Annotated in this window: 25 protein-coding genes, 1 tRNA gene and 4 pseudogenes; 15 read left to right on the plus strand and 15 right to left on the minus strand. The window is 45.6% G+C overall.

The features are described 5' to 3' along the window. Positions 1-12 precede the first annotated feature (12 nt). The 7 genes from sucC to DXE27_RS09045 all read right to left on the minus strand — a co-directional run bounded on the left by sucC (position 13) and on the right by DXE27_RS09045 (position 4,257). Positions 13-1,182 (minus strand): ADP-forming succinate--CoA ligase subunit beta, encoded by a 1,170-nt coding sequence (gene sucC / locus DXE27_RS02180; RefSeq protein WP_128112731.1) that lies wholly within the window; start codon positions 1,180-1,182, stop codon positions 13-15. 193 nt (positions 1,183-1,375) lie between these two features. After that, positions 1,376-1,897 carry a recombination regulator RecX gene (gene recX, locus DXE27_RS02185; protein ID WP_128112732.1) on the minus strand — a complete coding sequence of 174 codons (522 nt, stop codon included), beginning with the start codon at positions 1,895-1,897 and terminating at the stop codon, positions 1,376-1,378. 17 nt (positions 1,898-1,914) lie between these two features. Further along, positions 1,915-3,000: a recombinase RecA gene (gene recA, locus DXE27_RS02190; protein WP_415064458.1), complete on the minus strand. Its 1,086-nt coding sequence runs from the start codon at positions 2,998-3,000 to the stop codon at positions 1,915-1,917. A 125-nt stretch (positions 3,001-3,125) separates the two neighbouring features. Beyond that, positions 3,126-3,641, minus strand: a complete 516-nt coding sequence (locus DXE27_RS02195; RefSeq protein WP_197712281.1) for a DUF2878 domain-containing protein — start codon at positions 3,639-3,641, stop codon at positions 3,126-3,128. Positions 3,642-3,712: 71 nt separating this feature from the next. Further along, positions 3,713-3,789, minus strand: a tRNA-Met gene (locus tag DXE27_RS02200). A gap of 82 nt (positions 3,790-3,871) precedes the next feature. After that, positions 3,872-4,054 (minus strand): hypothetical protein, encoded by a 183-nt coding sequence (locus tag DXE27_RS09040; RefSeq protein ID WP_197712282.1) that lies wholly within the window; start codon positions 4,052-4,054, stop codon positions 3,872-3,874. 5 nt (positions 4,055-4,059) lie between these two features. After that, entirely contained in the window at positions 4,060-4,257 is a 198-nt protein-coding gene (locus DXE27_RS09045; protein ID WP_197712283.1) for a hypothetical protein, read from the minus strand. Positions 4,258-4,414: 157 nt separating this feature from the next. On the opposite strand from DXE27_RS09045, the gene DXE27_RS02210 reads away from it, so the two are divergent. Together DXE27_RS02210 and DXE27_RS02215 are read left to right on the plus strand one after the other, a co-directional pair. Further along, the gene (locus DXE27_RS02210; protein ID WP_128112734.1) at positions 4,415-4,678 is read left to right on the plus strand and encodes a 7(1) septoil knot domain-containing protein; all 264 of its coding nucleotides are present in this window, start codon (positions 4,415-4,417) and stop codon (positions 4,676-4,678) included. Between the two features lie 15 nt (positions 4,679-4,693). Further along, a complete protein-coding gene (locus tag DXE27_RS02215) occupies positions 4,694-5,305 on the plus strand; it encodes an MOSC domain-containing protein (RefSeq protein ID WP_128112735.1) in 612 nt (203 codons plus the stop codon). Positions 5,306-5,357: 52 nt separating this feature from the next. On the opposite strand, the pseudogene DXE27_RS02220 reads toward DXE27_RS02215, so the two are convergent. Further along, positions 5,358-7,030, minus strand: a pseudogene (locus tag DXE27_RS02220) (MFS transporter). A 249-nt stretch (positions 7,031-7,279) separates the two neighbouring features. Here DXE27_RS02220 and DXE27_RS02225 point away from each other — a divergent pair. Further along, positions 7,280-8,855: pseudogene (locus DXE27_RS02225) on the plus strand (gamma-glutamyltransferase family protein). On the opposite strand, the gene DXE27_RS02230 reads toward DXE27_RS02225, so the two are convergent. Next, entirely contained in the window at positions 8,842-9,471 is a 630-nt protein-coding gene (locus DXE27_RS02230; RefSeq protein ID WP_128112736.1) for a trimeric intracellular cation channel family protein, read from the minus strand. The pseudogene DXE27_RS02225 and the gene DXE27_RS02230 sit on opposite strands and share 14 nt — an antisense overlap. A gap of 70 nt (positions 9,472-9,541) precedes the next feature. Between DXE27_RS02230 and maiA the strand changes: the two are divergent. Then, positions 9,542-10,228 (plus strand): annotated as a pseudogene (maiA, locus tag DXE27_RS02235) (maleylacetoacetate isomerase). On the opposite strand, the gene DXE27_RS02240 reads toward maiA, so the two are convergent. From DXE27_RS02240 to DXE27_RS02250, 3 genes and pseudogenes are all read right to left on the minus strand, one after another. Further along, positions 10,199-11,128 (minus strand): AEC family transporter, encoded by a 930-nt coding sequence (locus DXE27_RS02240; RefSeq protein ID WP_128112737.1) that lies wholly within the window; start codon positions 11,126-11,128, stop codon positions 10,199-10,201. The pseudogene maiA and the gene DXE27_RS02240 overlap by 30 nt on opposite strands. A gap of 13 nt (positions 11,129-11,141) precedes the next feature. After that, positions 11,142-11,672: a gamma carbonic anhydrase family protein gene (locus DXE27_RS02245; RefSeq protein WP_128112738.1), complete on the minus strand. Its 531-nt coding sequence runs from the start codon at positions 11,670-11,672 to the stop codon at positions 11,142-11,144. Positions 11,673-11,718: 46 nt separating this feature from the next. Next, positions 11,719-12,930: pseudogene (locus tag DXE27_RS02250) on the minus strand (ammonium transporter). Positions 12,931-13,217: 287 nt separating this feature from the next. Here DXE27_RS02250 and DXE27_RS09050 point away from each other — a divergent pair. After that, on the plus strand, positions 13,218-13,418 hold the full coding sequence (locus DXE27_RS09050; protein WP_231969611.1) for a Rap1a family protein: 201 nt from the start codon (positions 13,218-13,220) through the stop codon (positions 13,416-13,418). A 47-nt stretch (positions 13,419-13,465) separates the two neighbouring features. Further along, positions 13,466-13,768, plus strand: a complete 303-nt coding sequence (locus tag DXE27_RS02260) for a glycine zipper domain-containing protein (RefSeq protein WP_231969612.1) — start codon at positions 13,466-13,468, stop codon at positions 13,766-13,768. Positions 13,769-13,817: 49 nt separating this feature from the next. On the opposite strand, the gene DXE27_RS02265 is transcribed toward DXE27_RS02260, so the two are convergent. Beyond that, the gene (locus DXE27_RS02265; protein WP_128112739.1) at positions 13,818-14,207 is read right to left on the minus strand and encodes an OsmC family protein; all 390 of its coding nucleotides are present in this window, start codon (positions 14,205-14,207) and stop codon (positions 13,818-13,820) included. 46 nt (positions 14,208-14,253) lie between these two features. Beyond that, positions 14,254-14,664 carry a rhodanese-like domain-containing protein gene (locus DXE27_RS02270; protein ID WP_172457102.1) on the minus strand — a complete coding sequence of 137 codons (411 nt, stop codon included), beginning with the start codon at positions 14,662-14,664 and terminating at the stop codon, positions 14,254-14,256. A 58-nt stretch (positions 14,665-14,722) separates the two neighbouring features. Here DXE27_RS02270 and DXE27_RS02275 point away from each other — a divergent pair, with 58 nt between their 5' ends. The 9 genes from DXE27_RS02275 to DXE27_RS02315 all read left to right on the plus strand — a co-directional run bounded on the left by DXE27_RS02275 (position 14,723) and on the right by DXE27_RS02315 (position 24,685). After that, positions 14,723-15,985: a putative Na+/H+ antiporter gene (locus DXE27_RS02275; protein ID WP_128112740.1), complete on the plus strand. Its 1,263-nt coding sequence runs from the start codon at positions 14,723-14,725 to the stop codon at positions 15,983-15,985. Positions 15,986-16,051: 66 nt separating this feature from the next. Continuing rightward, entirely contained in the window at positions 16,052-17,398 is a 1,347-nt protein-coding gene (miaB, locus tag DXE27_RS02280) for a tRNA (N6-isopentenyl adenosine(37)-C2)-methylthiotransferase MiaB (RefSeq protein WP_128112741.1), read from the plus strand. Beyond that, on the plus strand, positions 17,388-17,861 hold the full coding sequence (gene ybeY, locus DXE27_RS02285) for an rRNA maturation RNase YbeY (RefSeq protein ID WP_128112742.1): 474 nt from the start codon (positions 17,388-17,390) through the stop codon (positions 17,859-17,861). Before miaB ends, ybeY begins: the two co-directional genes overlap by 11 nt. A 25-nt stretch (positions 17,862-17,886) precedes the next feature. Next, the gene (locus tag DXE27_RS02290) at positions 17,887-18,726 is read left to right on the plus strand and encodes an HlyC/CorC family transporter (protein WP_128112743.1); all 840 of its coding nucleotides are present in this window, start codon (positions 17,887-17,889) and stop codon (positions 18,724-18,726) included. Between the two features lie 17 nt (positions 18,727-18,743). Further along, the gene (gene lnt / locus DXE27_RS02295; protein ID WP_231969613.1) at positions 18,744-20,258 is read left to right on the plus strand and encodes an apolipoprotein N-acyltransferase; all 1,515 of its coding nucleotides are present in this window, start codon (positions 18,744-18,746) and stop codon (positions 20,256-20,258) included. A gap of 59 nt (positions 20,259-20,317) precedes the next feature. Then, positions 20,318-21,208 carry a glycine--tRNA ligase subunit alpha gene (gene glyQ / locus DXE27_RS02300; protein WP_068319536.1) on the plus strand — a complete coding sequence of 297 codons (891 nt, stop codon included), beginning with the start codon at positions 20,318-20,320 and terminating at the stop codon, positions 21,206-21,208. A 27-nt stretch (positions 21,209-21,235) separates the two neighbouring features. Next, complete coding sequence (gene glyS, locus DXE27_RS02305; RefSeq protein WP_128112745.1) at positions 21,236-23,374, plus strand: glycine--tRNA ligase subunit beta; 2,139 nt, start codon at positions 21,236-21,238, stop codon at positions 23,372-23,374. Continuing rightward, a complete protein-coding gene (gene gmhB / locus DXE27_RS02310) occupies positions 23,371-23,943 on the plus strand; it encodes a D-glycero-beta-D-manno-heptose 1,7-bisphosphate 7-phosphatase (RefSeq protein ID WP_128112746.1) in 573 nt (190 codons plus the stop codon). The genes glyS and gmhB overlap by 4 nt, the downstream gene beginning before the upstream one ends. 7 nt (positions 23,944-23,950) lie before the next feature. Then, positions 23,951-24,685, plus strand: coding sequence for a lysophospholipid acyltransferase family protein (locus DXE27_RS02315; RefSeq protein WP_128112747.1), 735 nt, complete (start codon positions 23,951-23,953; stop codon positions 24,683-24,685). Between the two features lie 9 nt (positions 24,686-24,694). Here DXE27_RS02315 and rsmA read toward each other — a convergent pair whose 3' ends face one another. Next, positions 24,695-25,471, minus strand: a complete 777-nt coding sequence (rsmA, locus tag DXE27_RS02320; RefSeq protein WP_128112748.1) for a 16S rRNA (adenine(1518)-N(6)/adenine(1519)-N(6))-dimethyltransferase RsmA — start codon at positions 25,469-25,471, stop codon at positions 24,695-24,697. Between the last annotated feature and the right edge of the window lie 6 nt (positions 25,472-25,477).

Raw genomic sequence — 25,477 nt, forward strand, 5'->3', positions numbered from 1 at the left:
GAAATTCCTGGATTATTTGTTTTTGGCAACAGCAGCAACTACCTTAGTAGCAGCTTCAGCCATTGAATCAGCGCTAATAATTGGCAAACCAGAGTCCGCAAGAATCTTCTTGCCCAACTCTTCGTTTGTACCCTTCATACGCACAACCAAAGGAACTGTGAGGTTTACTGCTTTACATGCAGTCACAACACCATCAGCGATCACGTCACAACGCATAATGCCGCCGAAAATGTTAACCAAAATCGCTTCAACGCTCTTGTTCTTCAACATGATCTTGAATGCTTCAGTTACTTTTTCTGCTGTAGCACCACCACCAACGTCCAAGAAGTTTGCTGGCTCGCCGCCAAACAACTTAATGGTGTCCATAGTTGCCATTGCCAAACCTGCACCGTTTACTAAACAGCCGATATTGCCGTCTAGAGGGATGTAAGCGAGGTCAAATTTAGAAGCTTCGATTTCAGCAGCATCTTCTTCGTCGATATCGCGGTAAGCAACGATTTCTGGATGACGGAACAATGCATTTGGATCAAAGTTGAACTTTGCGTCCAAGGCCTTGATCTTGCCGTTACCTTCAAGAATCAATGGGTTGATTTCAACCAATGAAGCATCGGTATCCCAATAAGTCTTGTAGAGGTTTTTGAAAACGTCACGTGCCATCGGGATAGACGCTTCTGGAACGCCAATGCCTTTGGCAACGATGTCGCAGTCAGCATCTGTCAAACCAACCATTGGATTAACAAATACTTTGATAATTTTTTCTGGATGAGATTCGGCAACTTCCTCAATATCCATGCCGCCTTCACTAGAAGCCATGATTACATTCTTCTGTGTTCCACGGTCTGTAACGATACTGAAGTAATACTCTTTTTTGATGTCAGCGCCGTCTTCGATTAAGAGGCGATTTGCTTTTTGACCTTCTGGACCCGTTTGATGTGTCTTGAGTTGCATACCCAAGATTTCAGAAGCGTATTTCTTCACTTCATCCATGCTCTTTGCCAACTTCACGCCGCCACCCTTACCGCGTCCACCAGCATGAATCTGCGCTTTAACAACCCATACTGGGCCACCGAGTTTTTCAGCAGCTTTTACTGCCTCATCAACACTGAATGCGGGAATGCCGTTTGGAACTGGCACATTAAATTGGCGAAGAAGTTCTTTGCCTTGGTACTCGTGAATTTTCATAATTACTCCGAAACGGTATCTTTTTTAGCAAGCGATGAGGATTAGTAAAACCGATGTCGCCACAAATCTCATACTTACTCTGGAAATGGCTAAAAATGCCAAATAAATTTGAATAAATGCGAACGGCTTGACCGACTCCATAAGTCTATCATGCTGCAACGCCGCAAATGGCGTTTTCTGAACCGTAATTGCCCTAATCAGGCGTTTGCCCGCCTATTACCTTAGCAACGATATCGGACCCAAATCCCTTGGAAGCTAAAAACCGATACTGCCTGGCTTTCTCCTTTTGATCCTGGGGGCGAACACCGTATTTCCTGGTCCAGAGATCAAAAGCCCGCTGAAACTCAGTCTCTTTTAAAGCCACAAGCAACTTAGCTGATCGCTTGGAATCCACGCCAGCCCTTTCAAGCTCATCGGCAATCTTTCTCATGCCATAGCGCTCGTTGCGTCGACGGACCAAAGCCTCAGCAAAGCGCTCGTCGGATAACCATCCTCGGACCTCAAAATCATCCAAAACAACCTCAATTTGAGAAAGCCTAGACTCTGGAGTTTGCTCTGCCTGCTCACCGCCCAACTTGCTCCATCTAGCCTCTGATTCAGCCAATTTGGCAGCCAAGCCCTTCCGGCTATATTCTCGCTGCGACAAAAGGCGCAAAGCCCGAGCTTTGAGACTCGGGCTTTGTTTAACCTTCTGATTGCTGCTTAACTCTGACATTGAATTATTCGACGCACTTATTCGACTTCTTCTTCCTCGCTCAGCACATCAGCAACCACTGCTGAACCAGACTTCACACCCAATTTCTCACGAATCTTTACTTCGATGTCTTTGGCAATGGCTGGATTCTCTTTTAGGAACTCGCGCACATTATCTTTGCCTTGACCAATACGATCACCGTTGTAGCTATACCAAGAGCCTGACTTTTCAACGAGGTCAGCTTCAACGCCCATATCAATGATTTCGCCCTCTCTAGAAATGCCAGCACCGTACATGATGTCAAAGATAGCTTCGCGGAACGGAGGACACACTTTGTTCTTCACAACCTTCACGCGAGTCTCATTACCAACAACCTCATCGCCTTTTTTGATACTACCGATACGACGGATGTCTAAGCGCATAGAAGCGTAGAACTTAAGTGCATTACCACCAGTAGTGGTTTCAGGGGATCCAAACATCACACCAATCTTCATACGAATTTGGTTAATGAAGATCACAGTGGTGTTTGTGCGCTTGATAGCACCAGTCAACTTACGTAAGGCTTGGCTCATCAAACGTGCTTGCAAGCCTGGCAAAGAATCGCCCATATCGCCTTCGATCTCAGCCCTTGGAACCAAAGCGGCAACTGAGTCGATCACGATCAGATCAATCGAGCCTGAGCGCACTAATGCATCCGCAATTTCTAAAGCTTGCTCACCAGTATCTGGTTGGGAGATCAACAAATTATTTACATCAACACCGAGGCGTGATGCGTACTGCACATCCAACGCATGTTCAGCATCAATAAATGCGCAAGTCCCACCAAGCTTTTGCATTTCTGCAATCGCGTGCAAGGTCAATGTTGTTTTACCTGAAGATTCTGGGCCGTAGATCTCAATGACGCGACCACGCGCAAGGCCGCCAACTCCAAGAGCGATATCTAATCCGAGTGAACCGCTAGAAACCACCTGAATATCTTGACTAATTTCGGCATCGCCCAATCTCATGATTGAACCTTTGCCAAACTGTTTCTCAATTTGTGCCAGCGCTGCAGTTAATGCTTTTTGTTTGTCTCCACTCATTCCTTCAAATTCTGAAGAGGCGGATTGCTTTTTATTATCCAAGGCCATTTTTTATTCCCTTTTCACTATGTACTGGGCTTTTTCCCGAAGTTTTATCTACTGTTTAACAACTTAGGAGTTACTGTATATAAAAACAGTATTCTTGGCAAGCGACTTTTTAATGGAATTTACGGATTTTTTACTAAGCCATGCTCGATTGGGGTGCGATCCCAGTAGAAAAAGAGGGGGATAGCTATAGCCCAGACCACGCCCACTAAGATAAATCCAATGGTTTGACCTCCAGGAGGCCACGCTCCAGCACCCATTCGAATGCCGGCTTCATAAGACATTGGACCGCAAATAGCGCCCAAAACTGGCCTGCCACGCAGCCAAGATAGAGAACCATTAATGGTGGTGGCCACCAAAACCCAAAGAACCCACATCCAAACCGGCGACAAATAGGCTGAGGGCCATGGATCTTGAAAATCTAAATAGCCTACTAGATGCACGATCAGGGTATCGACTACAACCCCATAGATGAGTGCTCTCGTCAATAGGCGCAATGATCTTCGGGGTTGGTCTAAGTTCCAAACATGGAAAGCTATATAGGCCATGGTTCCAAGAACCGCCCACAGCACCTGCTTATTGGCTGCACCTAATACACAAGCAAACCAACCGAGCTGGGGAAAAAGATAAAGTTCCAAAATTTACTCATACGAAGCGCCTAGCGAGCCTAAGAAAAAGGCCACTGCCGGTGGGCAATGGCCTTTAGATTTGGTGGCGAATCAGGGATTTGAACCCCGGACCTGCGGATTATGATTCCGTCGCTCTAACCAGCTGAGCTAATTCGCCGAACTCGCTATTTATTGTAAATGATCGGAATCCATCTGTCTAAAGGAATGAACCTTTTGATGGCTAAGGCCTTATTTGCTACTTATTTGATCTGAAAAACGCTAATAGCCTCTTCTCGGCCATAGAGCACATTAAATTCGATCTTTTTTGCCAAAAAGGGCTTTTTTAGGACCTCATCCTTATTCTCAAAAACAATGGCTGTTTGCTCAGGGAACCGAGAAAAGGGGTCGCTAGTGATATCCACAACCACACCATCAATCTTCATTTGCTTTATCGACCGCTTATAGAGCCTGTCAGGGCGTATAAAAAATTAAGCGCTTTACATACTTTATCCAAGACGAGCTTTTGACCCTGTTCATTCGTCTTGTAGTAATAAACTAACTCTTCCTTGCCATTCGTAGTCATGTCACATTCTTCATCCCACTTGGCATATAGATTTTGACTGAGTGCGCAAAAGCTAAACGCCAAGAACACTCTGATGGATAAAAAACAGTTTTCTTGCTAGATGAGATGGTCATATTAGCCGAACCCATGCATACAAAATCAGAAAGCGTAATATTCCCGAATAATGAATCAATTTTTCTACATGCGCCCAGTCCTGCTCCTCATAAGCATCTGCTTTTCTATGCACGCATCTGCCGCGCAAATCTTTGTTACCAATTACCCATCAGAAGCCAATGCCAAAGTCTATGTCACAAAGTACCAATCAGAGGCGAACTGCATTGTGTATGACACCCAATACTCCAGCGATAACGAGCCTGGCGTTTGGTTCTATACGAAATACAAAGGCGATGCTCGCGCAGTGATTTACTACACCCAATACAAGTCAGAAGCAGATCTCATTGTGTATTTCACCAAATATAAGAGTGAAGCGCGCTGTCGCTACTAGAAAACTTGTCACTTCATGAGAATTCTTTCTATTTCAGCGGGAATAGTAACGCCCTTGTTTGGCAACCATCACCCCAACTACAAGTCTGTTGCCTCGGCGATTCGCAAGACAAGCATTAGCAATCTAGAAAATCCCAAATTAGTTGAAATTGGATTGCTTGGAGTTAAGGGTGACGAACAGGCTGATCTTTCTGTACATGGCGGAATAGAAAAAGCGATTTACGCTTATCCAGCAGAACACTATGCTTTCTGGAACGCGCTGCTAACTCGCGAAACCAAGAGGCCTGTTGATCTACAGTACGGCGCTATTGGTGAGAACTTCACGATTGAAGGTTTGGTAGAAACCGAAGTATTCGTTGGCGATCGACTACAAATTGGCGAACTAGAATTTGTCGTTGTAAAGCTACGCGAACCTTGCTTCAAATTTAATGCCGCCATGGGCTATAAAGGCGCAAGCAAAGCGATGCTGCAGTCTGGCTTTAGTGGCTGGTATTTGCGTGTTTTAAAAACAGGCACATTGAATGCTGGTAGTGCCATTACGGTCATCCCCGGCTCTAGAGAAATCTCCATCGCCCAACAAAATCAAAAGCTATTAAATAATCGCAATCAAAAGGATTTGTGGGAATAAGAAACCCGACCATTTCTGATCGGGTTTCTTATTTGATGCGGACTAAAAATGCTTAGTTACGTGCGTAGATATCTACGTCTTTAGTTTCACGTACAAACAGCGTACCGATTACCAATGTCATCGCAGCGATGATGATTGGGTACCAGAGACCGTAGTAAATGTTACCGTTTTGCGCTACCAAGGCGAAGGAGATCGTTGGCAACAAGCCGCCGAACCAACCGTTACCAATGTGGTATGGCAAGGACATAGAGGTGTAACGAATACGAGTTGGGAACATCTCAACCAGCATCGCAGCGATTGGACCATAAACCATGGTTACCAAGATCACCAAGTACACCAACAAGAGCAATACAGCTACGTAGTTGATTTGTGATGGATCAGCTTTAGCTGGCTAGCCAGCAGCATTCAACGCATCACGAATTTGCTTTTTAAACTCAGCATCTTTTGCTTTTGCATCAGCTGGAGCCATGCCTACAGGTGTGTAGCCAGTGATTTCTGTATCACCAATCTTCACAACAGCAAGACCGCCTGCAGGACCAGCAATGGTGCTGTAACTAGCAGATTGAGACGCCATCACTTGTTTTGCGATATCGCAAGAACTTGTGAACTTAGCTGTACCAGTTGGGTTGAACTGGAATGTACATTCACTTACACGTCAGCAGTAATCGTTGCTGGTGAAGTTGCCATTGCCTTTTCCAACGCTGGGTTAGCAAAGTGTGTCAAAGCATTGAACACTGAAACTGGAGTGTTAGGGATGTAAGTGATTGCAGCCAATAACAAACCACCCATGATGATCACTTTACGGCCGATCTTGTCAGACAAGCTACCGAAGATCACAAAGAATGGTGTGCCGATTACCAATGAAGCAGCAATCAACAAGTTCGCAGTCTTAGCATCTACTTTCAACACTTGTGTGAGGTAGAACAAAGCGTAGAACTGACCTGTATACCAAACCACCGCTTGACCTGCAACCAGACCAAACAATGCCAAGATAACAATCTTCAAGTTCTTCCATTGACCGAAAGACTCGGACAAAGGAGCTTTAGATAATTTGCCTTCTTCTTTCATCTTCTTGAAAGCTGGTGATTCATTCATGGACAAACGAATCCATACAGAAACCGCCAACAATGCGATAGAAAGGATGAAAGGAATACGCCAGCCCCAAACATCAAAGTCTGGACCAGTGAATTCACGTGTGAACAAAATCATGAGCAAGGAGAGGAACAAGCCTAAAGTAGCAGTTGTTTGAATCCAAGCTGTGTATGCACCACGACGACCATGAGGAGCATGTTCTGTAACATAAGTAGCACCACCACCGTATTCACCGCCCAAAGCCAAACCTTGAAGCATACGCAATGCGATCAAGATAACTGGAGCAGCAACACCGATAGTTGCGTAGTTAGGCAGAATACCCACGATGAAAGTTGCGCCACCCATTAAGAGGATGGTGACCAAGAACGTATATTTACGTCCGATCAAATCGCCTAAGCGACCGAACACCAACGCGCCAAATGGACGCACGATGAAACCAGCAGCAAACGCTAACAAAGCGAAAATGAAGGCTGAACCTGCATCTAGGCCTGAGAAAAACTGCTTGGCAATAACGGCAGCCAAAGAACCGTAAAAATAAAAGTCGTACCACTCAAAAACCGTACCTAAAGATGAAGCAAAAATAACTTTGCGTTCTTCCGCGGTCATTGGGGCTGCTTTAGTTGATGTTGACATCAGTAGCTCCTAACTATTTTTATTAAATAAAAAACAACGGGTCGATTATGCTTTGAAAAAATTCAAAGAAATCCACTACTTAGGGTAATTCCCCATCAAATAGGATCGGGGTTTTCCCGAAAAATCTAGAATCTAGAGGCATTAATGCAACAAGTCTTAGCCTAGCGTCTAATAGCAAGGTGGCACTTATATATTGAGGATGAGGATGAGGATGAAATAACCATGCAACAAAAATGGGGAATTAGAGGAATGGCGGTTGCACCGCACTCCCTGGCTTCGGAATCGGCTTTAGCGGTTCTTCGGGAGGGTGGTAATGCGCTCGAGGCAATGGTGGCCGCAGCTGCAACCATTGCCGTGGTGTATCCACACATGAACTCTATTGGCGGCGACTCCTTCTGGGTGGTGCACTCCCCAGGCAAGGCTATGGGCGGCATTGATGCCTGTGGCGCAGCAGCAGGTTTAGCTTCCAAACAATGGTATGCGGAACGCGGCATTTCTAAGACCATACCTTTTCGCGGTCCAGTTGCAGCCAATACGGTCGCTGGAACTATCTCAGGCTGGGGCGCTGCACACAAACTTTCCAAACAAGGTTTGGGCGGCAAAATTCCACTCTCTCGTCTATTGGCAGATGCAATTCATTACGCGCAGGCGGGTGTGCCGGTCACCTATAGCCAGTCGAGTTTGACTGCAAAAAAACGTGAAGAGCTTGGCCTCATCCCAGGATTTGCCAAAACTTTTTTAGTGGATGGTAAAGCGCCAGCGGTTGGCAGCATCTTTAAACAAGAGCGCCTTGCGAAAACTTTACGCCAAATTGCGGAAAAAGGAACTAACGATTTTTATCGCGGCGATCTTGCTAACCTACTCGGTAAAGAGCTGGCAGATATTGGTAGCCCACTTAGAGTTGACGATCTTCAACGTCATCACGCAAAACTGATTGACCCCCTAGAGCTCAAACATAGCCTGGGCAAGGTATACAACATGATTCCGCCAACTCAAGGGGTTGTCTCCTTGATGATCATTGGCATCTTGGATCAACTGAACTTAAAACGCTTTAAGGTGGATAGCGCCGAGTATGCTCATCACTGCGTTGAGGCCACGAAGCAAGCTTTTAAGATTCGCGATCAATTTGTGACGGATCCGGCGTATATGACAAAGAATGCACAGTCTTTTTTATCGCCAGCGTTCCTCAAAAAACTAGCTAAAAAATATTGATCCTAATAAAGCTTTGCCTTGGGTCCAAGGCAAAGGCCCAGCGGATACCATTTGGATGGGTGTGATTGATGGTGACGGTAACTGCGTCTCCTTCATTCAAAGTATTCATCACGAGTTTGGTGCCGGTATTGTTCTACCCAAATCTGGAGTCAATTGGCAGAACCGAGTATGCAGCTTCTCTCTGGATCCAAAAACTCTCAATCACCTAGAGCCCTATCGCAAACCATTCCATACCTTAAACCCAGCGATGGCCTTATTCAAAGATGGTCGCTCTATGGTTTACGGAACGATGGGTGGTGATGGCCAACCGCAAACTCAATGTGCAGTCTTTACCCGAACTGCCACTTACGGCCTTGACCCACAAGATGCAATCAGTCGTCCGCGCTGGCTCTTAGGCAGAACGTGGGGGCAAACAAGCGACAGTCTGAAATTGGAATCACGCTTTAGCCCTTGGGTCGCAAAAGAATTGCATGCGTTAGGTCATGAAATTGAAATGCTCGATGCGTTTGATGAGACCGTTGGTCATGCAGGCTGCATCATCCGCGATCCTTCTGGCACCTTGCGTGGCGGCGGCTGGGATCCCCGCAGCGATGGCGCAGTTAGCGCGTTTTAGTAATAAACATTTTGGGTACGCGCAGATCCCAATGAATAGCGGCTGCGCGTAGTCCAAAAATTGCCAGCATGCAAAAGGCAGATCCCTCAAGCGCATATTGTGGCAAGAAGTTCAAAACCAATACATAAGCACAGCAACCCAAGGTCACAGGAACGGCATAAAGTTCATGCGACATGATGAGCGTTTTTCTGCCCGCCAAAATATCTCGTATCAAGCCACCGCCAATCGCTGTAATCACACCCAGAATGACAGGGGCAACCGGTAAGCCATAACCCATACTCCAGGCTTTATCGGCCCCCCGAATTCCGAAGAGAGCTGCACCAAAACCGTCGATATATATCATCCAGCGATAAATTTGCGGCTGGGTAAAAAAGGATTCGGCTACAAAGGTCAAAATACTTGCGCCCAATGCAAGCCAAACATAGATCTGGTTTTCAGACCAAAAGACCGGGGCCTCCAGAATGATGTCGCGAATCGTGCCCCCGCCAATGGCAGTAATTAGTCCAAGCACCAAAACACCAAAGAGATCAACGCCACGATCCGCAATCGCGAGCACGCCAGTCACCGCAAACGCCATGGTTGCAATGATGCCAATCCAAAATTGAATCTGTTCCATAGCAGCCAGTCTAATGCAATTTAGATTGATGCAAGGCTGATAATGAGAACGGATCCACAGAAAGCCCTTCATGAATGCAAAACCTAAGCTGTACAGTTTCTGACGAAGCTCTGCCGCATTTCGCGTTCGAATTGCTTTGAATCTGAAGAGCATGGATTACGAAATCATTCCCGTGCACCTGGGTAAAAATGGTGGCGAGCAAATGGGTGATGAATATAGCAATAAGAACCCAAATCGCTTGGTGCCTTTATTTGATGATGGGAAAAATACCATCCATCAATCACTTGCCATCATTGAGTACCTCAATGAAATAAAACCAGAACCGCCATTGCTGCCGGTCTCAGCGACAGATCGCGCCTGGGTTCGCGCACTTGCAATGGACATTGCCAGCGACATTCACCCTATCAATAATTTAAGGGTGCTGCGCTATCTCATTAAACAACTAGGCGTCAGCACGGAGGCAAAAGATATTTGGTATCAACATTGGATTGAGCTTGGATTGGCAAACTTAGAAAAACATTTAAGCAATGATTCAAGGGTTGGGAAATTTGCCTATGGCAATCAACCAGGTTTAATTGACATCTGCCTAGTGCCGCAAATATTTAATGCCTTAAGTAGCAAAATGGATGTAAGTCCCTACCCCAGGCTCATGAAGATCTTCGATGAGTGTATGACCTTGCCCGCCTTTATCAATGCCTCATGGGAAAAGCAAATTGATGCTGAGGGATCAAACCCCGTTGCTCATCCACAGGAATAGGGAAAGGGTCAGCAAGGAACCTACCGTCGTGATTAGTACCACCCGAGAAATCACGCTACCATCCGCTTTGTAATATTGTGCCAACATAAATGGGCCGGTACCGGTTGGCAGGGCACTCAAAATCACAATGGCTGTTACCCACAAGCCGGGCAAATCCAAAATGGGGCTGGCAATTATCCAAGCGATTAGAGGCTGAACAAACAGCTTGGCAAAACTAATGCCCCATGCCTGACTTGCTGGAGCATCACTTTTTTGCAATAAAAATAATCCGATTGAAACCAATGCGCACGGCGTTGAGGCAGCAGCTAAAAAGGCAATCACTTGTGCAATCGGGTCATATATCTGTAAATCACTTGCAGCCCACAATAAGCCAGCTACTGGCGCAATGAGCAAAGGATTGGTGCACAAGGACTTTGCCACACTCAAAATAATTTCATGAGATTTTTTATGAGAAAGAATGCCGATTTCAATAAATACCGTTGCTAAGGCAAACATCACGAAGACAATAAAGGTAGAAATAATTGCAGGCGCCAAGCCATCTTGACCAAGTGCTAATGCACACAGCGGGATCCCCATGTAACCAGTATTAGAGTAGGAGGCGCTTAATCCATTAAAGCTAGCTGCCGCCAAATCCCCCGTCCGATGCCAGCTGATAAACAGTACTAGAGCAAACACTAGCAAACAACTCAAGAAGAAGGCTGCAATAAATCCCGGTTGCCAAAGAGTCTGCCAACCACTGTTAGCGGCAAAGTTAAATAGCTGCGCAGGTAAAGCCAACCAGACAACAAACCGGTTTAACTCGATAGATGCGCTTGTGCCTAACTTACCTGTACGCCCACACAAATAGCCAATCAATATGAGGGCAAAAACTGGTAGAACTACATTAAATACGTAGAGCACTTTTTATCAATACTTAAGAGATTTTTTTCAGGGTCTTGCTGTAGCGCTGAGCATTTATAACGTAACGCCCAGAAATAGAAATATCGTGAATGCCAGAAATCCGCTCTGGAGTGAGTTCTTTCACCGCCTTGGCGGGCGTTCCTAAGATCATGGAGCCATCTGGAAATTCTTTACCCTCTGTAACGAGAGCGCCAGCACCAACTAAACAATTTTTGCCAATCTTTGCGCCATTCAAAATGACTGCACCAATGCCAATCAAACTACCATCACCAATAGTGCAGCCATGAAGCATGACCTGATGACCTACCGTGACATCTTTGCCAATCTTGAGCGGAAAGCCAGGATCGGTATGCAAGATTGAAGTGTCTTGTACATTACTACCTTCGCCTATTTGAATGAGGTCGTTATCGCCGCGGATAACTACCTTGGGCCAGACGCTCGCATTTTTATGAAGTTCGACCTTGCCGATAACTTCGGCACTCTCTGCTACCCAAGCGCCCTCAGCTAACTGGGGCACATTTCCGTCAAGTTCATATATAGCCATGACTCATTATAGGTATGAATCAGGCTATATATTGAGCTGCATAAAACTACCAGTTAGGTTCGCAGTCTGGCGTAGAAGAAATGCGATGAACACTCAGATCAGCGCCTTCAAATTCTTCTTCCTGAGACATACGAATACCGAGCACGGCTTTTAAAGTGCCGTAGACCACAATTCCACCGACCAGGGCAATACCAACGCCAAGCGCGCTACCGATCAGCTGCCCAGTAAAGGTAACCCCACCAATTCCACCAAGCGCTTTAGCACCAAATATGCCCGCAGCCAAACCACCCCAGAGACCGCACAAACCATGCAAAGGCCATACACCTAAAACATCATCAATCTTCCAGCGGTTTTGCACTAGCGTAAACATGTACACAAACAAAGCGCCCGCTACTAAACCAACGAACAAAGCGCCAACTGGATGCATTAAGTCAGAGCCTGCACAAACCGCCACCAATCCAGCCAGCGGGCCGTTGTAAGTAAAGCCCGGATCATTGCGACCAACAACCCACGCTGCCAAAGTACCGCCAACCATTGCCATTAATTAATGAATTGATTGCTACTATACTAAACCACTAATCTTGTCAATGGTTTGCGCACTCATCACATTAAAACCAAACCAACCTACCGCCAAAATCCAAGCACCCAATGCTAGGAAGGGAATGCTTGATGGAGGATGAGCGGAGATTTGCCCTTCCTTGGTGTAGCGACCACGACGCGCACCCAAAAGAATCACAGCAGGCAGCGCAATCCAACCACCGACTGCATGCACTACCACTGAGCCTGCAAAGTCATGAAACTCTTCACCGGTCAAACCCTTGATCCACGCTTGAATCCCATAGTGTTGGCTCCAGGCGATACCTTCAAAGAAGGGATAGATAAAACCAACCAATACAAATGTCGCGATCAGTTGTGGATTAAATTTAGCGCGCTCAGCAATGCCGCCAGAAATAATCGCAGGAATCGCTGCAGCAAATGTCAGCAAAAAGAAAAACTTCACGAGCTCATAGCCATTTTTCTCGGCCAATAATTCAGCGCCTGAGAAAAAGTTCACGCCATAGGCAATGCTGTAGCCAATGAAGAAGTAAGCGATAGTAGAAACCGCAAAGTCGACCAAGATTTTGACAAGTGCATTGACTTGGTTCTTTTTACGAACCGTACCAAGCTCTAAAAATGCAAAACCAGCATGCATCGCCAACACCATGATGGCGCCAAGCAGAATGAATAAAGCATCACTACCGGATTTCAGAATTTCCATGAAATTTCCCCTCTTATTTTTTGCATCATTATGGGGAATCAAAAAACCCAAAAAAGTGCAGATTGCGCCTATTTAGGGCATAAAACTGTCCTATTTATCGTTTATGATGAATTTACATACACTTAAGAGAGAACCCATAAAGAAATTCCTCGTTGTTTTAGCCACTCTTGCGACATTTTCCGGAGTTGCACAAGCCCAAGAATCCATCAAGGTAACTAGCACTCAGGAACTCGCAAATACCTGCAAGCCCAGAATCACGTAGCTTTTGTATTGGCTTTACAACTGCCGTGTATGAGACCTATTTGGCAACACGCCATCCACAACGCGCTAAGCCATTTATTTGCGTAAAACAACCGGCACCAGCTCGCGATGAAGTGATCGGCGATTTTGTGAAGTTTGCACAAAGCACCCCTCAAGTTGGCGACAAACCAGCAGCAGGTGTTTTATTAGGCTTCTTGGCTTCACGCTTCCCTTGCGCAAGAAAATAAACCGAACAACTTACCCAAACTAATACACATTTAAAGGATCAGTTGATATGAAAAAAATTATCGCGGTTACAGCAGCAACTTTAGCAATCGCTGGTTGTTCAAATATGAGCAACACAGAACAACGCACACTCTCAGGCGCCGGCATTGGTGCAGCAGCTGGTGCAGTTGGCACTGCCATTTTCCACGGCAACCCAATCTGGGGCGCAGTAGGTGGCGCAGCAGTTGGCGCAGCATCAGGCTATGTTTACGACGCTTACAAGAAAAATGAAGCCTCTATAATTACAATGCAGGCTATAACGCTGGTAAAAGCAATCAGCCAGCTAAAGCGCCTAACTAAGTTTCACAGCTAGGCCTTTTGAGGTCATAGCGGAGCAATACCAAACCCAGCTCATATTAATATTAATTTACCAGCTGGGTTTTTATTTGGATCTCGCCAGCTAAGGCTTTGTGTATCGGGCACTTATCAGCTATCTCCAATAGGCGCTCTTTTTCTTCAGCAGTTAAATCGCCCATCAATTGAATGTCACGGGAAAATTCTTCGACGTTGTCGACTCGTTCGATATCCGCAGTGACAATCGCATTTTCTAATTTCATATCTTTGCGACCGGCGTACATCTTTAGAGTCATTGACGTACAAGCAGCTAAAGCTGCACCCAGATATTCATGGGGGCTTGGCCCAGTTCCGGAGCCTCCTTTTGAGACCTCTGCATCAGATACAAAATGTAAGTCTCCGGCAGTTAATTTTTGCTGAAGCGGGCCCTGGCCAAACTGTGAGATTACTTTTCTCATATCTATCCTAAAAAATGAACTCTATTAATTGCATGACACATTTACTTTAACTGGAGTGGGGCTTGCCTGCTCTTTCGGCTACAGGGAGCTGCGCGCTCTTCCATGCGCTAAAGCCGCCCTCTAAATGACAAATATTTGGCACACCCATTCTTTGCAAGGTTTGGGTTGCTAAGGCTGAACGCCAAGCGGAAGCACAATACAGAATGAGTTTTTTGCCTTCGCCAAACACGGGCTTGTAATAAGGACTTTCAGGATCAACCCAGAACTCCAGCATCCCTCTTGGTGCGTGAAGAGCATTTGGAATCATACCCTCTCGCTCCAATTCACGGACGTCGCGAATGTCCACAAACATTACATTGGGATCCTCTAACAATTTCTGAGCCATTTCTGCCGGAAGCGTCTCGATTTCATTCATCGCATCCTGAATGAGCTCTTGATATCCAATCTTTAATTTCACCAAAATCTCCTAAATTAACAAAGCCCGCCTTTAATCAAGTACCTGCTACCATTCTGCTATGAACTTTACCCCCACAGAACTTGGCGCAAGTATTATTTTTGCAATTGCCGTTTTGCATACCTTTTGCACAGGTTATTTTGAATCTATTGCCAAAAAATCTCCACGGCATGCTGGGCTATGGCACCTCTTAGGTGAAGTTGAAATTGTTTTTGGGTTTTGGGCTGCTGTACTGGTTATTTTTATTGGCTTTAAAGATGATCTAAGTACAGCAAAAGAGTTTCTGAATAAACGCAATTTCACAGAGCCGCTCTTTGTTTTTGCCATCATGATCGTTGCTGGCACCAAACCAATTTTGCATATCTCTACCCAAGCACTTCATGGGCTAGCAAAAATATTGCAGACCACATTGCGTATCAAGAGTGCGCCCGCTCTATATTTCTTAACCCTAGGCGTCACGCCGCTCCTAGGTTCCTTAATTACTGAGCTTGCAGCAATGACCTTGGCGGCCTTTCTACTGCGCGACTTAGTCTATCGTCACAAGTGTTCTAAGGCACTCTTGTTTGGCACGCTTGGAGTTTTGTTTGTCAACATATCGATTGGCGGTACGCTGACGAACTTTGCAGCTCCACCAGTATTGATGGTTGCTTCCACCTGGGGCTGGAGTTCAGCATTTATGTTTGCGAACTTTGGCCTGGAGTCCTGCATAGCAATCTTTATCAATGCACTCGCTGCTACTCTTATATTTCATCGCCAGCTGATTGAACCGAACACTGACAAAAAAGAGGTGAATATACCTGCAGCAGTTATTTGCATGCACTTGCTATTTTTGTGCGGCATTGTTGTCTTTGCCCACGATCCCATTATTTTTATGTGGATACTTTTATTCTTTATTGGCTACACCACTGCCCACCCAAAACATCAAAGCCCTCTTATTTTGAAAGAGGCGCTATTAGTAGGGTTCTTCTTGGGTGGCTTAGTGGTCTTGGGTGCTCTACAGGGATGGTGGCTACAACCAATTTTAGAAATGATGAGCCCTACCGCAGTCTTCTACGGCAGTCTTGTTCTCACGGCATTTACAGATAACGCGGCGCTAACGTACTTAGGCTCCTTGGTTACGGGTATATCACCAGAATTTAAATTGGCTCTTGTTGGCGGCGCAGTTGCTGGTGGCGGCCTTACTGTCATTGCGAATGCCCCAAATCCTGCCGGTATTGCGATCCTGAGACAGCACTTCCCAAACGGTGCGGTATCAGCTCTCTTTCTATTAATAGCCGCAATACCTCCAACCCTGGTCGCCATCCTGGTCTATAGACTCATCTAAAGCCCACAAAGGCCTTAGGCAGTAAAATCTGAGCTTCGCCCCCAGCTATAAACCTGAGAACGGCATATGAAAAAGCTCTATATCAAAACCTTTGGCTGTCAAATGAACGAGTATGACTCGGGCAAGATGGCCGACCTCTTGCATGCCGATGAAGGCATGGTCATGACAGATAGCCCCGAAGATGCCGATGTGGTTCTTCTGAATACCTGTTCCATTCGCGAAAAGGCTGAAGACAAAGTCTTTTCCGATCTTGGGCGATTGCGTGAGCTTAAGAAAAGTAAGCCTAATTTATTAATTGGCGTGGGTGGTTGTGTTGCCAGTCAAGAAGGCCAGCAAATTGTGAGTCGCGCACCTTATGTTGATGTTGTCTTTGGGCCCCAAACATTGCATCGCTTATCGGACCTCATTGCAAAGCGACGCAAAACAGGCCTCTCTCAAGTAGATATTTCATTTCCAGAAATTGAAAAATTTGATCATCTGCCTGCATCTCGCCAAACACGCGGCTCTGCATATGTTTCCATCATGGAAGGTTGCTCCAAATATTGCAGCTACTGTGTAGTGCCATATACGCGCGGCGAGGAAGTATCGCGCCCCTTTGATGATGTACTAACCGAAGTTGCTGGCTTAGCAAGCAAAGGTGTTAAAGAAATTGTTTTGCTAGGACAAAACGTTAACGCCTATCTTGGCAAGATGGGTGACACCGAAGAGATTGCTGACTTTGCTCTGCTCATTGAGTACATTGCTGAGATTCCTGGTGTTGAGCGTATTCGCTTTACCACCAGCCATCCAAAAGAATTTACACAGCGCCTCATTGATGTCTATGCCAAAGTGCCGAAGCTAGTGAGTCACCTCCACCTGCCAGTGCAGCATGGCTCTGACACCATGCTATCAGCCATGAAACGTGGTTACACTGCTCTCGAATTTAAAAGTATTATTCGCAAAATGCGTGCCGTGCGCCCAGACCTCACTCTGTCAAGTGACTTTATTGTCGGCTTTCCGGGTGAAACTGAAGCTGACTTTGAAAAATTATTGAAGATGGTGAAGGATCTGGAATTTGATAATAGTTTTTGCTTTATCTTCAGTCCACGTCCAGGCACTCCTGCTGCGAATTTAAGTGATGACACACCCTACGAAGTAAAACTCAAACGCTTACAAACACTTTTAGCGTTAGTAGAGAGTCAAGCCAATCAAATCAGTCAAAAAATGTTAGGCAAAACTGAGAAGGTGCTTATTGAAGGTCTTGCTAAAGATGGAATCAACTTACAAGGCCGCTCTGAAAATAATCGCGTTATTCATTTCACAGCACCTGATCAAGACATCGAAACCCTTATTGGGCAAATAGTCGATATTCGTATCACCGAGGTTCTAAATTACACCCTAAGAGGTGAACTGGTTGAAGCCCATGTCCACTAAATTGAATGCCTCAAAATTGGCGATCGATATTCAATGCGCAACCAATGCGCTTGAGGACAAACTCAATGAGGCAGCGAGCCCTAGCTTAATTAAAAAATGGGTCAAATCTACGACTAACCGTAATGGCTTACTCACGCTTCGGTTTGTAAATGCAACCGAGGGAAAGAAGTTGAACCTAGCCTTTCGTAAAAAAGATTACGCAACCAACGTCTTAACTTTTCCATACGAGCTCACTAAAAATTCCTTGATGGCCGATATCATTTTTTGCTTGCCAGTCATTCAAAAGGAGGCAAAAGAGCAAAATAAAACCTTCAAGGCACATTTGGCGCATTTAGTAGTCCATGGCTGTCTTCACGCCCAGGGCCTTGACCATGAGATAGAGAGGGATGCTAAAAAAATGGAATTCCTTGAAATCAAAATTCTTCAAAAATTGGGTTTTGCTAACCCCCTACTGATTGTTTGACTTATTTCTAAGCTATCCTTGCTATATGCCCGACCCCACTAAATCCCTTTTAGACCGCTTGGCTGATTTTTTAACTCCTCAGCCAACCAACCCCAGCGAACGTCGCCAAGAATTAATAGATACCCTGCGTGAAGCGCAAGCCGAGAGGTTAATTGATGCAGATGCACTATCAATGATTGAGGGTGTTTTTCAAGTAGGGCAATTATGCGCTCGAGATATTTTGGTGCCACGAGCTCAGATTGACTGGATTGACATCAACCTTCCTTTATCTGAAATCATTAAGAGCGTGATTGAGGCAGCCCATTCGCGCTTCCCAGTATTCGAAGGATCACGAGATAACGTCATCGGCATCTTGCTAGCCAAAGATTTGCTGCGACATGCAACAGAAAAAGATTTTCAAGTGCGTGATTGGCTTCGTCCAGCGGTATTCATTCCCGAATCAAAACGCTTAAGCGTTTTGTTGCGCGACTTTAAAGATAATCGCAATCATCTTGCTGTTGTGGTTGATGAATATAGTGGGATTGCCGGGATTATTACGATTGAAGATGTTCTTGAGCAGATTGTTGGCGACATTGAAGATGAACATGACGTCGACGAAGAGGCGGATAATTTGATCGCTCTGGACAATGGTGATATTCGTGTCAAAGGCATTACTGAGCTTGATCAATTTAATGAAAAACTCGGCACTCAGTTTGAGGAAGATGACATTGAAACTGTTGCGGGGCTAGTTATTCAGCACCTTGGCAGAGTCCCTAAAATGGGAGAACTCGTAACGATTGACGACATCGAGTTTGAAGTACAGCGAGCAGACCCCCGACAAATTCATATTTTGTTGGCTCGACAAATTCCCAAAAAATCTGACTGAGATCTACCTTGGTCATTTTGCATTCCATTAGGCATCAACGTAGCATCAACGCATTCATACTCTTTACACTAGGAGCGCTGCTTGCCGGTATTGCAGAGCTGCCTTATGGCGGTTGGCTACAGATTCCATTACTGAGTATTGTTTGGTGGCGACTCGACCTTGAATCCAGGTCCACGTTTAAATCTTTTTTTAGCGTTGGTTTGATTTTTGGGCTAGGTTACTTTGTGGCGGCTCTGTGGTGGCTATATATCAGCCTGCACGATGTTGGCGGAATTAATAGCTTGTTTTCTTGCATGGCTGTTTTTTTACTTTCTGGATATGTTGCGCTGTACTTTTCCGCCGCAACGTTAGCAATTCGCATATTTGACAGCTCGCGTATTCAAGGTCTTTTGCTTGCCGCTAGCTGGGTGGTGATGGAGTTCTTACGCGGATATATCTTTACCGGTTTTCCATGGATGGGCTTTGCAGAAACACAATTTAATGGGCCATTTGCACCCATTGCCCCATTCTTTGGCGGCTTGGCATGCACTTTTTTAGTTGTATGGACTTCTTGGGAAATGACTCAGGTGCGCAAACGGGTGGTGTGGAGTGTGTTTAGTATTATCTGCGTCCTATCTCTTACACAACTTGCAAGTTTTATCAGCTTTACCAAACCCACTGGCGAACCAATCAGCGTTAGACTCATTCAGGGAAATTTTGAGCAGCGCTTAAAGTTTGATCCATTAGCAATTAACCAGCAAATTAATTTTTACACTGCGGAAATTAAAAAATCAGCAGCAGATCTCATCATCATTCCTGAGACTGCATTTCCTTGGCCACAAAATAATTTGCCAGTTGGCTTAATGAACTACCTGCAGGATTTTTCAAACGCCAGTTCAAGCAACCTACTATTAGGATTGATTGGTGAGGTGCCCGGTGATCAAACGATGCAGTACTCAAATCGCGCCACAGGTTTATCACCCAACACCCCTCCGTATAACTACGACAAGGCACACCTAGTCCCATTTGGCGAATTCATTCCACCAGGCTTCCATTGGTTTGTGAGTGCATTTCATGTGCCCATGAGCGACTTTGCAAGAGGCAGTCTAGACCAATCCCCTTTCAAGATTGTGCGCAAAGATCAAGTAGATGCTTACGCCGCAATAACTATTTGCTATGAGGATGTCTTTGGTGGCGAGCTTGCTTCTCGCATCAAGAATAGCGATCAGCCAGTTAACCTCCTGATCAATATGACCAATCTGGCATGGTTTGGAAAATCCCAAGCCTCCACGCAACAATTAAGACTCTCCCAGTTGCAATCTTTAGAAGCAGGTCTGCCTGCGTTACGCGCAACCAATACTGGCATCACGGCAGTACTTGGTGCTGACGGGAAGGTGCTGGCAAACCTGCCGGAATTTACCCAAAGCACCCTAGTCACGCAAGTGCAGAGCTACGCAGGCAAAACGCCCTTTGTAATTTGGGGAAATTTGCCAATTTTGAGCATTTCATGCCTCTTGTTGATATGGGGTTTGTTGCGTCACAGACGTTTTTAGAGATTTTTAGCTTCAGGCCGCTCTAGCCATGTAAAATCAATGGCTTAGCCAGGTTAATCATGCTTACTTTTCAGCAAATCATTCTAAAACTTCAAGATTATTGGGACCAACAAGGTTGTGCCCTATTGCAACCCATCGACCTCGAGGTAGGCGCCGGTACATCCCATACCGCGACCTTCTTAAGGGCCATCGGTCCGGAGCCATGGAAAGCTGCCTATGTTCAGCCATCCCGTAGACCCAAAGATGGTCGTTATGGTGAAAATCCAAACCGCTTGCAGCACTACTATCAATATCAAGTAGTTCTCAAACCAGCCCCCGAAAATATTTTGGATCTGTATTTGGGATCCCTTGCAGCTCTAGGTTTAGACCTCAAAGAAAATGATGTTCGTTTTGTTGAGGACGACTGGGAAAACCCAACGCTTGGAGCATGGGGTTTAGGCTGGGAAGTTTGGCTAAATGGCATGGAAGTAACTCAGTTCACTTACTTCCAACAAGTTGGTGGCCTTGACTGCAAGCCAGTGCTTGGCGAAATCACTTACGGCATTGAACGCTTAGCGATGTACATTCAAAATTGTTCGAACGTTTACGATCTCGTGTGGGCTGATGGCATCTCTTATGGCGACGTCTATCATCAAAATGAAGTGGAGCAATCTTGCTACAACTTCGAGCACTCCAATACTGACTTACTCTTTGCCAACTTCACGAATTACGAAAGTGAAGCAAAGCGTTTAATGGAAGTTCCTTTGGCTCTTCCTGCATATGAAATGGTTCTCAAAGCTGCGCATACCTTTAACTTGCTGGACGCCCGCGGCGCCATCTCGGTAACTGAGCGCGCTGCCTATATTGGCCGCATTCGCAACCTCTCACGTGCAGTTGCTCAGGCTTACTTTGAGTCCCGCGAAAAGCTGGGCTTCCCTATGTGTCAACGTCAAGCTAAAGCGCAGGCTTAAGCGCATCGAGATTTTTGCAATCTATTTATGAGCACATCTAATTCAAAACCTCAATTAGCCACTTTGTTGATTGAGGTATTTACAAAAGAACTACCTCCAAAGTCTTTGCGTCGCCTGGGAGATGCATTTAGTGAAGGTATCTTTGCGGCGCTGAAAGCAGCGGGCCTAACATCAGACTCATCTAAGGCTACAGGCTTTGCGACTCCACGCCGCTTAGCAGTTCAAATCACAAACGTTTTAAATCAGGCGTCGAATTACCCTGTGCGCGAAAAATTATTGCCTACGAGTATTGCGTTTGATGCCGAAGGTAAAGCAACTCCGCCTTTGCTAAAAAAACTAGGGTCTCTTGGTTATGCTGATGTTGATCTCACCACTTTAGAAAAAGCTGGCGAAGGCAAGAATGAAGCGCTTTATCTCAATGTGATTGCTAAAGGCGCCGCACTTGAACAAACTGCTCAAACAGCACTCGAGCAAACACTCAATAAGCTGCCTATCGCCAAAATGATGCACTACCAAGTGCAGCAAAAAAATGGTCAATTAGCAGATGTGCAATTTGCCCGCCCTGCCCATCGTATTGTTGCCCTTCATGGAAATGCAGTCCTCAACATCAGCGCCCTTGGTATTAATGCACACAATCAAACCGAAGGACATCGTTTCTTAGCCCCAGGGAACGTTACGATCGACAATGCCGATCAATATGAATCTGATTTAGAGTCCAAAGCCAAAATTGTTCCGAGTTTTAATAAGCGTCGCGCGCAGATTGAAGCTGCGCTCCTCAAGGCGGCAGGCGATGATCTGGTGTTAATGCCTGACAGTCTTCTAGATGAAGTTACTGCCTTAGTTGAATGGCCGGCTATTTACGAATGTCATTTCGACCAAGAGTTCTTAGAGGTCCCACAAGAGTGCTTGATTTTGACAATGCAAACAAATCAAAAGTACTTTGCGTTGACTGATAAACACGGCAAGCTACGCAATCGCTTTCTGATTGTTTCCAATATTGAAACTAACAAACCGGACGCCATCATCTCAGGTAATGAGCGCGTTGTTCGTCCACGCCTTTCAGATGCTCGCTTCTTCTTCCAGCAGGATCAAAAACGCGCGCTAGGATCGCGTGTGGTTGATCTTGGCAAGGTGGTTTATCACAATCAACTAGGCAATCAACTTGATCGCACTAAACGCGTTCAGGGAATTGCCGCCGGTATTGCCAAAAAACTCAAGGCTGACAAAACACTTGTGCTTAGAGCGGCAGAAATCGCTAAGACAGACCTTCTAACCGATATGGTCGGTGAGTTTCCAGAACTGCAAGGAATCATGGGGCGCTATTACGCCAATCATGATGGTGAGAATGCTGAAGTTGCAGCAGCATGTAGCGAACACTATATGCCACGCTTTGCTGGCGATGCACTACCAAAAACCCAAACCGGAACAATCCTAGCAATTGCTGACAAATTAGAAACGCTTGTTGGCATTTGGGGGGTAGGTCTTGCTCCAACAGGAGATAAGGACCCGTACGCTCTACGTCGCCATGCCCTTGGCATCTGTCGTCTTTTAGCAGAAAACAATTTGTCATTAAGCCTGCCTGAGTTAATTGACTTAGCTCGCGCGCAGTTTCCACAGAAAGATGTTCAGGAGAAGGCCAAGAGTGCCGATATCTACGCATTCATCATTGATCGCCTGCGCGCATATTTACGTGATCAATCGGTGGCTGGAAAACCATTTACTAGCGCTGAAATTGATGCTGTGCTCAGCCAGGATCCAGCGCAAATTAATGACCTAATTGCACGCTTAACCGCACTTCGTGAATTCAACTCGCTCACAGAGGCAGCCCAACTAGCTGCTGCCAATAAGCGTATTAGCAATATTCTCAAAAAGACTACTACCGCTATTCCTGCGACTTGCTCAAAGCAGTTATTGCAGATACCGGCTGAAACTTCTCTGCATCAAGCCCTGGAAGCGATCGCGCCTGCATTAAATGCTGCTTATGAAAAGCATCAATTTGTGGAGCTCTTAAAAGCACTGGTTGCTTTGAGTGCGCCAATTGACCAATTCTTTGCCGATGTAATGGTGATGGATCCAAATCCCGAGCTGCGCGACAATCGCCTAGCACTCCTGCAACAACTTCACCAGAAAATGAATCTCGTTGCCGATTTCGGCAAATTAGCATGAGCCATAGCTCCTCCAAGCTAATTATTCTTGATCGCGATGGAGTGATCAATGAAGATCGTGATGATTATGTAAAGTCTGTAGATGAGTGGGTTCCTTTACCAGGAAGCCTAGAAGCCATCGCACTACTCACACAAGCAGGCTATCAAATCGCAATAGCAACTAATCAATCAGGTCTATCGAGGGGCTACTTCACCATTAATGACTTGCACGCGATGTATAGCAAAATGGAGTTGCTACTCAAGCCGCTAGGCGGACATATTGACAGCATCTTTTTCTGTCCGCATGTTGATTCTCACCAGTGTGATTGTCGTAAGCCGGCCCCTGGCCTCATGAAAGAAATTGCGCTGCGCTATAAGAAAAATGACAGCGCACATCCTTTACTGGGAGTGCCGATCGTAGGTGACTCTTTGCGCGACCTTCAAGCAGGCATCGCTCTAGGTGCCACGCCACATCTGGTTTTAACAGGCAAGGGCCAAAAAACTCTTACTAAAGGTGGCTTGCCTGAAGACACACAAATACATGCTGATCTCATGGCTTTTGCACAAGCAATTTTAGAAAATAAGGTCTAAGGCAATCATGATTTATGTCCGCTCAATTCTCTTTGCTTTATTTTTACTGATCTTCACGCCAGTTTGGTCGGTGTTGTGCATGTTGGCCTTCCCATTTTTAAGCCCTGAGAATCGCTATCGCTTTATTGGTCTTTGGAACAAAGTAGTCATCTGGCTGTTATGGCACCTCTGCGGAATTCGTTACGAGATCCGTGGCATGGAACATATGCAAGCGGTTCTGAATGAGCCGGTAGTGATTTTGAGTAAGCATCAATCTGCCTACGAAACTATTGCCTATATCGCCCTCCTACCAAAACAACTGTGTTTTGTATTTAAGCGTGAATTGCTATGGATTCCTTTCTTTGGTTGGGCTCTAGCTTTATTAAAGATGATTCACATCAACCGGTCTAATAAACAGACGGCTGCACTTTCTGTTGCGAGTCAGGGACGTAAGCGGCTGGCGGAAGGTAAGTGGATCATGCTCTTTCCAGAGGGCACCAGAACACCTACTGGCTCTAATAAGCCCTACCGTAAGGGTGGTGCGCGTCTAGCAAGCGCTACTGGCGCACTAGTGATTCCTATTGCACATAATGCAGGTCGTTACTGGCCTAAAAATGGATTCTTAAAACATCCCGGTACCGTGATCTTCTCAATCGGTCCCGCCATTGTTTCCACCGGAAAATCTGGGGAAGAACTGCAACAAGAGGTGGAGGGTTGGATTGAAGCGGAAATGCGCGTCATCGATCCAAGCGCATATAAATAATTGATGGGTCTAAGAAGCTAAAGTCTTCGCCCATTCAACGTAACGCGCTACAGAAATATCTTGAGCTCTTGCTTTGAGCTCTATCTCAGTCAAATTAAGCCTATCCGCAAAAGCTTGTAAATTCGTACGCAGCATTTTTCTTCTTTGTGAGAATGCCGCTGCAACCACCTTCTCTAAAGAGCGCCACTGTGGATCACTTAAATCAAAATCCCTTCTAGGGATCATGCGGACCACAGCAGAATTCACCTTAGGCATTGGATCAAAAGCCTCAGGGGGAACCTCTAAAACCAACTCCATATCGTAGCGAGCTTGAAGCATTACGGATAATCTACTGAAATCTGAGCTTCCCGCCTCAGCCACCATACGCTCTACGACTTCTGCTTGCAGCATAAATACTTGCTCATCAATTTCTTCTGCTGCCGATACTAAATGAAATAGCAATGGGGAAGAGATGTTGTAGGGGAGGTTTCCTACAACCTTGCATAGACCCTTTTTATCGGCACGATTTGTAGCCCACTCCAAAAAATCAAATTTCAGGGCATCACCTTCAATTACTTTTAAGCCTGTTAGATTTTCTTTATTCCAGCAAGCGACTAAGTCACGATCGATCTCTAAAAGATCTAATTGATCAAGATTACTCAACAAGGGTCTAGTGAGTGCGCCTAGGCCTGGGCCAATCTCAATCACATGCATGTCTGAGCTTGGATTAATCAAGGCTACTATGGAATGAATAATCCCATTGTCTTGTAAAAAGTTCTGACCAAATCGTTTACGAGCGCGATGCATTTATTT

The organism is Polynucleobacter necessarius (assembly GCF_900096755.1).
Lineage (GTDB): Bacteria > Pseudomonadota > Gammaproteobacteria > Burkholderiales > Burkholderiaceae > Polynucleobacter > Polynucleobacter necessarius_K.

Bases quoted from the DNA above. Each gene is read 5' to 3' on its own strand.
- sucC (WP_128112731.1), bottom strand. From the start codon at position 1,182: ATGAAAATTCACGAGTACCAAGGCAAAGAACTTCTTCGCCAATTTAAT.
- recX (WP_128112732.1), bottom strand. From the start codon at position 1,897: ATGTCAGAGTTAAGCAGCAATCAGAAGGTTAAACAAAGCCCGAGTCTC.
- DXE27_RS09040 (WP_197712282.1), bottom strand. From the start codon at position 4,054: ATGAAGATTGATGGTGTGGTTGTGGATATCACTAGCGACCCCTTTTCT.
- DXE27_RS02210 (WP_128112734.1), top strand. From the start codon at position 4,415: ATGCACGCATCTGCCGCGCAAATCTTTGTTACCAATTACCCATCAGAA.
- DXE27_RS02215 (WP_128112735.1), top strand. From the start codon at position 4,694: ATGAGAATTCTTTCTATTTCAGCGGGAATAGTAACGCCCTTGTTTGGC.
- DXE27_RS02230 (WP_128112736.1), bottom strand. From the start codon at position 9,471: ATGGAACAGATTCAATTTTGGATTGGCATCATTGCAACCATGGCGTTT.
- DXE27_RS02245 (WP_128112738.1), bottom strand. From the start codon at position 11,672: ATGGCTATATATGAACTTGACGGAAATGTGCCCCAGTTAGCTGAGGGC.
- DXE27_RS02260 (WP_231969612.1), top strand. From the start codon at position 13,466: ATGAAAAAAATTATCGCGGTTACAGCAGCAACTTTAGCAATCGCTGGT.
- DXE27_RS02265 (WP_128112739.1), bottom strand. From the start codon at position 14,207: ATGAGAAAAGTAATCTCACAGTTTGGCCAGGGCCCGCTTCAGCAAAAA.
- DXE27_RS02275 (WP_128112740.1), top strand. From the start codon at position 14,723: ATGAACTTTACCCCCACAGAACTTGGCGCAAGTATTATTTTTGCAATT.
- miaB (WP_128112741.1), top strand. From the start codon at position 16,052: ATGAAAAAGCTCTATATCAAAACCTTTGGCTGTCAAATGAACGAGTAT.
- ybeY (WP_128112742.1), top strand. From the start codon at position 17,388: ATGTCCACTAAATTGAATGCCTCAAAATTGGCGATCGATATTCAATGC.
- DXE27_RS02290 (WP_128112743.1), top strand. From the start codon at position 17,887: ATGCCCGACCCCACTAAATCCCTTTTAGACCGCTTGGCTGATTTTTTA.
- glyQ (WP_068319536.1), top strand. From the start codon at position 20,318: ATGCTTACTTTTCAGCAAATCATTCTAAAACTTCAAGATTATTGGGAC.
- glyS (WP_128112745.1), top strand. From the start codon at position 21,236: ATGAGCACATCTAATTCAAAACCTCAATTAGCCACTTTGTTGATTGAG.
- gmhB (WP_128112746.1), top strand. From the start codon at position 23,371: ATGAGCCATAGCTCCTCCAAGCTAATTATTCTTGATCGCGATGGAGTG.
- DXE27_RS02315 (WP_128112747.1), top strand. From the start codon at position 23,951: ATGATTTATGTCCGCTCAATTCTCTTTGCTTTATTTTTACTGATCTTC.
- rsmA (WP_128112748.1), bottom strand. From the start codon at position 25,471: ATGCATCGCGCTCGTAAACGATTTGGTCAGAACTTTTTACAAGACAAT.